Genomic DNA, 6,403 nt, shown 5'->3' with positions numbered 1-6,403 from the left:
GACTAATATTTGATTTCTGAAAAAGCTCGGTACAACTCGAAAAGCCTAATTCCTTATTCCCTACTCCCTACTCCCCACTCCCCGCCTACGTAAATAATTTCAAAAATCAAATACGATTCCTATAGATAAAATAATGTGACATCAGGGCCGCTAACTGCAACGGCAGCATTCTATTAATGAAAAAAGCCCCCTAGTGGGGGCCTGTTAAGTTGTCCGCGTGGAATGAACAACTAATAATTAATACTCACAGTAGATACAGTAATCCGAACAAAATAATCCAAATTACGTCAACGAAGTGCCAGTAGATTTCGGCTGCTTCAATGCCAAAGTGCTTTTCGTTACTGTAGTGACCCGGAAGGCGCGATCGCCACAACACGGCAACAATTGCCAAAACGCCGATAGTAACGTGCAATCCGTGGAAACCAGTCAAAACGTAAAATGCACTAGCAAATAAATTGGTAGTTAAACCAAATTCTAAATGGGTATATTCATATACTTGACCCACCAAGAAGATAGCACCCATTGCAGCAGTAATTGCTAACCAGATTCGCGCACCCCGCGCATCGTTCTTTTTGATAGCAGTGTCGGCATTGTGCATGACAAAACTACTAGAAATTAGATTGATGGTGTTGACTCCAGGTAGCAATAGTTCTAATTCTGGAGTACCTGCTGGGGGCCATGCAGGTAAGGTAGCACGGTAAGCCAAATAGGCTCCGAACAACCCCATAAAAATCATCCCTTCAGCAATCAGGAAGACAATTAGCCCAAACATCCGATGGTCTGGATGTTCTTCGTGATGACCGACGGAGGCTTGTGCCGCGTGATGATGATTTAGTTCGGTTTTAGCTGGGTCAATAGTTTGACTTTGCATGAATTTTGATAAGTGGGGAATGGGGAGTAGGGAATGGGGAATGGGGAGTAGGGAATGGGGAATGGGGAGATGGAGAATAACCAATGCCCAATGCCCAATTCCCAATGCCCAATTCCCCATACTTTTTTATTTCCGGTCTTCGGGATTAGCGGCAACCGCTGGGTCGGGTTCTGCTCTTAATACTGAGTTTGGCCCAGCAGACAAGATTGGATTGGGATCAGACAAAGGTACACCTTCTTTAGCTTTTTCCAAGCCGTAATCGTAGGGGCCTGTAGCCAGTACTGGGGTTTGATCAAAATTCTCGATCGCAGGTGGTGATGTAGTCATCCACTCTAAGGTCAATGCTCTCCAGGGATTATTACCAGCTTTCTCGCCGTATAACCAACTCCAAATGGCATTGATGATGAAAGGGAATGTCGAAACTGCTAGTATGTAAGCGCCATAAGTGCAGATTTCGTTGAGAAAGGTAAATTTGGGGTCATACTGGGCGATGCGGCGGTTCATGCCCATTAATCCCAGCTTGTGCATTGGTAAGAAGGTCATGTTTAGACCAACTATTGTTAAGGCAAAGTGAACCTTGCCCCAAAATTCGTTTACCATCCGTCCCGTCATTTTCGGGAACCAGTGGTAAATTCCCGCATAAATGCCGAGAACACTACCACCAAATAGGACGTAGTGCAAGTGGGCTACCACAAAATAGGTGTCGTGAACGTGAATATCAAAGGGCACTGCTGCCAACATCACGCCACTGATCCCGCCGATTACAAAGGTGCCGACAAAGCCAATGGCAAATAGCATGGCAGTGTTAAGCTGGATTTTTCCACCCCACATTGTTGCTAACCAACTGAAAATTTTAATTCCCGTGGGTACGGCAATGATCATGGTGGTGATCATAAAGAACATCCGCAACCAACCGGGGATACCACTGGTAAACATGTGGTGCGCCCAAACAATTAGCCCCAGAAAGCTGATCGCTAGAGACGAATAAGCGATCGCTTTATAGCCAAAAATCGGCTTGCGGGAATGCACTGGGATAATTTCTGAAATTGCTCCAAAGAAGGGCAAAATCATGATGTAAACGGCTGGGTGGGAGTAAAACCAGAACATGTGCTGGTATACCACTGGATCGCCACCCCCAGTCGGGTTAAAAAATGTCGTTCCTGCCAATAAGTCAAAAGCCAGCAGAATTAGACCTGCTGCTAACACTGGCGTAGATACCAAAGTCAGCGCCGAGGTAGCAAACATCGCCCAGCAGAACAAGGGCATTTGGTGAACCCCCATACCGGGGATACGCATCCTGAGCAATGTGACGAGGAAATTGATTGCCCCTAAAATCGATGACGTACCTAAGAGAAGGACGCTCATAATCCAAATTCCCTCACCTACTTGACCTGTTACCAAGCTCAGGGGAGGGTAGGAAGTCCAACCCGCATCCGGTGCATCCCCTACCACTAAACTAGCGATCAACAATAAACCCGCAGGGGGAATCATCCAAAAGGCAACAGCATTCAAGCGCGGAAATGCCATATCCTTTGCCCCAATCATCAAGGGAATGAGGAAGTTAGCAAAACCCGCACCAGCTGGCACGATCCACAAGAAAATCATGATTGTGGCGTGCAGCGTAAATAAGCTGTTGTAGACTTCAGGGGTGACAAAATCGACTTCTGGGGTTCGCAGTTCTGTACGAACCAAGTCAGCCATCACCCCACCGATACAGTAAAAAATGAATGTAGTAACTAGGTATTGAATCCCAATCACCTTATGGTCGGTGTTGAAACTAAAATAGTCTTGCCATTTTCTGATCCCTGGCTCCTCAACAAGAGCAGGGACATTGGCAGTTTCTTGCACTTGAGCTTGGGTCATTTATCATTTGTCCTTTGTCCTTTGTCATTTGTCCTTTGTCATTTGTATGAGTACTAATGACCAGTGACTAATGACTAATGACTATTTGTGAACTTGATGGAGGATTTCTGGCTGAATTCCCATGTCCTTGGTGTAAGGAGCGAGAAATTCATTTGGGGATAGATCGGCAGGGTTAACAGCAACGGCTTGATTTAGTGTTTCTTTGCTGGCAACTAGTTGTTCTTGCACCCATTTATCAAAGGCTTCTTCTGGCTCAACGACTACTGTTGCTCTCATTGCACCGTGGTAGGGGCCACAAAGTTCAGCACAGATTAGGGTATAATCTCCTGCTTTTTTGGGTGTGAAGCGAATCTCGCTTTGTCTACCAGGGATCGCATCTTGTTTCAGGCGGAACTCTGGCACCCAAAAGGCGTGGATGACATCGTTGGCTGTCATATTGATTTCCACTTCTCGCCCGATGGGGACGTGCATTTCACCTGTAGTTATACCAGTTTCAGGATAGGTGAAAAGCCAAGCATATTGTAGACCAGTGACGTTGACCTGTAATTGTGCTGGTTTGCCTGTTTTATCAGGAGTTCCCCCAATTGTCGGAGCAACACTACCGACACCAGGAGCATTCCGCAGTTGGGGAATTTGGTCAGCATTGCGAACTTCTGCGGTAGCTGGGTCTTGCATTGCCTCATCAGATTTTTCTTGATTGAGGTTGGGTTCACTGCTGGGAGGAGTATCGCTTAAAGTTGCTGCGAACGCACTCCCAGGCATTGCCATCGACTCCTGATTCATCGGCGCTTGATGGATAGCATGGGGATCAAAGCCACCGATTTCGTTGTATACATCAAAGCTGTAAACAGAAATACCGATAACGATAATTGCTGGGATCGCCGTCCAGAGAATTTCTAAAGGTATATTGCCCTCAACTGGTGGGCCGTCTTCATTATCACCTGCACGCCGACGGTATCTAAATGCAGAGTAAATTAAAACACCTTCGACGATTAGGAATATACCTGTAGAAACGATCATCATCGCGTTGAACAGACCATCCACCAATACGGCTTCATCTGAGGCTGCTGATGGCAACAGTCCGTGATTTTGACCGTACCAAAGGCTGGCGAGCGTTAGCACGATGCCAATGAGTAATGTCCAGATTGAACTTGGAATCTTCACGGCTTACTTAATTGAATTTACTACGTTATCTTGAAGCTGCTCACTTACTAAGGTAGTCTAGGCTGTCAGGCATGGAGTCCAAAGGTCTGAAATTTTTATTAATTTTTTTAACTATTTTACTAATTTTGGGTACAAGGTGACTATTAGATACTGCCAAAAGTAGATACAAATCAATGGAAAAATTTAAGGAAAAATTTAGAATGTTTAAATTAATTGTGATTAATCAATTTTTCACATCTTGAAAAATACCTAAAGCTTCAGGCAAAACCTTTCTGGAGTGATTCAAAGTATAAGTGAGTGCTAATCTATAAACCCTTAGCCTGTACGCTAGGGTGGAGATAGGACGCTAAAAGAAAATTGAAAATTTTAAGAGAGCCAGCAAGAACGGGCAGAAGGTATCATTGATGAGCGAATTTGTCCTACAACAACAAAATGAAGCGGCGCTTCAGCAGCAAAAGCCCAAGGAAATGATTCGTCGCTTGGTGTGGAAAATATGCATAGCCACCTTAATTTTGATGGCAATAGGCAGCGCCACCCGCGTGATGAATGCTGGACTTGCTTGCCCAGACTGGCCCTTATGCTATGGCGAACTGGTGCCAGCCAAGCAAATGAATCTCCAGGTGTTTTTGGAGTGGTTTCACAGATTGGATGCAGCTTTAATTGGTGTAAGCGCGATCGCACTCTTCGGTTTGTCCTGGTGGCATCGTCGTTTCTTACCCAGATGGCTGCCTTGGGCATCCACATTCGCCCTGTTTTTAATTGTCTTCCAAGGCATCTTGGGGGGACTCACCGTCACCGAACTGTTGCGGTTTGATATCGTTACCGCTCATTTAGGAACGGCGCTGTTGTTTTTTTGCACCCTCCTGATTATCGGCACAGCACTTACTCCCTATCAGGGGAATGGAACCGTTGGTAAGTTGCCTTGGGTAGGTTTAACTGCTGCTGTTCTGGTTTACCTGCAAAGTCTACTAGGTGCTTTGGTAGGCTCTCGCTGGGCGCTACACCAATGCCTCGGCGGTTCTCAACTTTGTACTGTAATGTACAGCCATATTGCTGGTTTGGTGCCGCCTTCCTTGGCAACCTTGGCAATGATATTTATCTGTTGGCGTACACCAGCACTACATCCAGCCTTGCGGCGACTGGCAAATATGGCTGGTGGGTTGTTGATCTTACAAATCTTGTTAGGATTCGCCACCTTCAAATTACACCTCCAAGTTGAGCCTCTCACCGTCTCTCACCAAGCTATAGGAGCTACTTTGCTGGGTACTTTGGTGGTTTTCACAGTTCTCGCACTGCGTGACTCAGTGAGTGCTGAATTACGAGTGGTAAGTGCTGAGTAGGGAATGGGGAAGATGAGGGAGATGAGGGAGATGAGGGAGCAGGGGAAGAATTCCCAACTCCTAACTCCGCACTCAGCACTGATGATGCGACCCACGCAGGTGCAGAAAATCTGTGTTTTTGTTTGCCTAAAAGAGCCAGCTTGAGCGGGGGCTGCATATACAGCGGATTTCAAGTTAGTGAAGTACACAAGCTAAGTCTCAAAGCCAGGTATAAAGCCTGTTTTACTTCTGAATTCTGACTCCTGAATTCTGCTGTAAGTTGTTGAAAAATAAGGAACCAGAGTCAAAATGATTGAGACTAATGTCTCTCGCCACCACGGAACATTTTTACAGGTAATTCAAAGTTACTATCAGCTAACCAAGCCTCGGATTATTCCCTTGCTTTTGATTACCACGGCTGGGAGTATGTGGATTGCTGCTAAGGGAGAAGTAGACCCATTGCTGTTGCTAGTAACTCTCACTGGTGGCACAATGGCTGCTGCAAGCGCCCAGACAATTAACTGTGTCTATGACCGGGATATTGATTATGACATGGAGCGGACGCGCCATCGTCCGATGCCTTCTGGTAAGGTACAGCCACGCGATGCTCTAATTTTTGCGATCGCACTGGCGACGATTTCCTTTACACTCTTAGCAATATTTGCCAACCTGTTAGCCGCGCTGCTAGCCTTCTCTGGCATCGTCTTTTATATTTTGGTCTATACCCACTGGCTAAAACGCCACAGCACCCAGAATATCGTTATTGGTGGGGCTGCTGGGGCAATTCCAGCTTTAGTGGGTTGGGCTGCTGTCACAGGCACTTTAAGCTGGTCAGCATGGTTAATTTTTGCCATCGTCTTTTTGTGGACACCACCCCATTTCTGGGCTTTAGCTCTGATGATTAGGGATGATTACGCAAAGGTGGGGATACCAATGCTACCTGTGATTGAAGGTGATACGGCAACAGTGAAGCAGATTTGGTATTATACACTGATCACTGTAGTTGCAACCGTGTTATTGGTTTATCCTTTGGGCGTGAGTGGAATTCTTTATGCTGCGATCGCTGTAATTCTGGGAGGATTATTTATCCACAAATCTTGGCGTTTGTTGCAAAATCCAGAGGATCGCGCTGTAGCTAAAGAGTTGTTTCTTTTTTCCATTTCCTACATGATGCTGTTGTGTCTGG

The 6,403-nt window shown here is 45.9% G+C and carries 6 protein-coding genes; 3 read left to right on the top strand and 3 right to left on the bottom strand.

Translation table 11 applies throughout. From position 1 onward, the window contains the following. Positions 1-244: 244 nt before the first annotated feature. The 3 genes from LC574_RS20985 to LC574_RS20975 form a co-directional block, all read right to left on the bottom strand. Positions 245-871, bottom strand: coding sequence for a heme-copper oxidase subunit III (locus tag LC574_RS20985; RefSeq protein WP_229455405.1), 627 nt, complete (start codon positions 869-871; stop codon positions 245-247). Positions 872-997: 126 nt separating this feature from the next. After that, positions 998-2,734 (bottom strand): cytochrome c oxidase subunit I, encoded by a 1,737-nt coding sequence (gene ctaD / locus LC574_RS20980; RefSeq protein WP_229455404.1) that lies wholly within the window; start codon positions 2,732-2,734, stop codon positions 998-1,000. A gap of 81 nt (positions 2,735-2,815) precedes the next feature. Further along, positions 2,816-3,898 (bottom strand): cytochrome c oxidase subunit II, encoded by a 1,083-nt coding sequence (locus LC574_RS20975; RefSeq protein ID WP_229455403.1) that lies wholly within the window; start codon positions 3,896-3,898, stop codon positions 2,816-2,818. A 404-nt stretch (positions 3,899-4,302) separates the two neighbouring features. Here LC574_RS20975 and LC574_RS20970 point away from each other — a divergent pair, with 404 nt between their 5' ends. The 3 genes from LC574_RS20970 to LC574_RS20960 all read left to right on the top strand — a co-directional run. After that, positions 4,303-5,238 carry a heme A synthase gene (locus tag LC574_RS20970; protein WP_229455402.1) on the top strand — a complete coding sequence of 312 codons (936 nt, stop codon included), beginning with the start codon at positions 4,303-4,305 and terminating at the stop codon, positions 5,236-5,238. A 3-nt stretch (positions 5,239-5,241) separates the two neighbouring features. Continuing rightward, positions 5,242-5,382 (top strand): hypothetical protein, encoded by a 141-nt coding sequence (locus LC574_RS20965; protein WP_229455401.1) that lies wholly within the window; start codon positions 5,242-5,244, stop codon positions 5,380-5,382. 144 nt (positions 5,383-5,526) lie between these two features. Then, on the top strand, positions 5,527-6,403 hold an 877-nt coding region (locus LC574_RS20960), incomplete at its 3' end, for a heme o synthase (RefSeq protein ID WP_229455400.1).

The sequence above is a fragment of the Nostoc sp. CHAB 5715 genome (assembly GCF_020829685.1).
Lineage (GTDB): Bacteria > Cyanobacteriota > Cyanobacteriia > Cyanobacteriales > Nostocaceae > Nostoc.
This window is presented reverse-complemented; position numbering and strand designations above follow the sequence as displayed.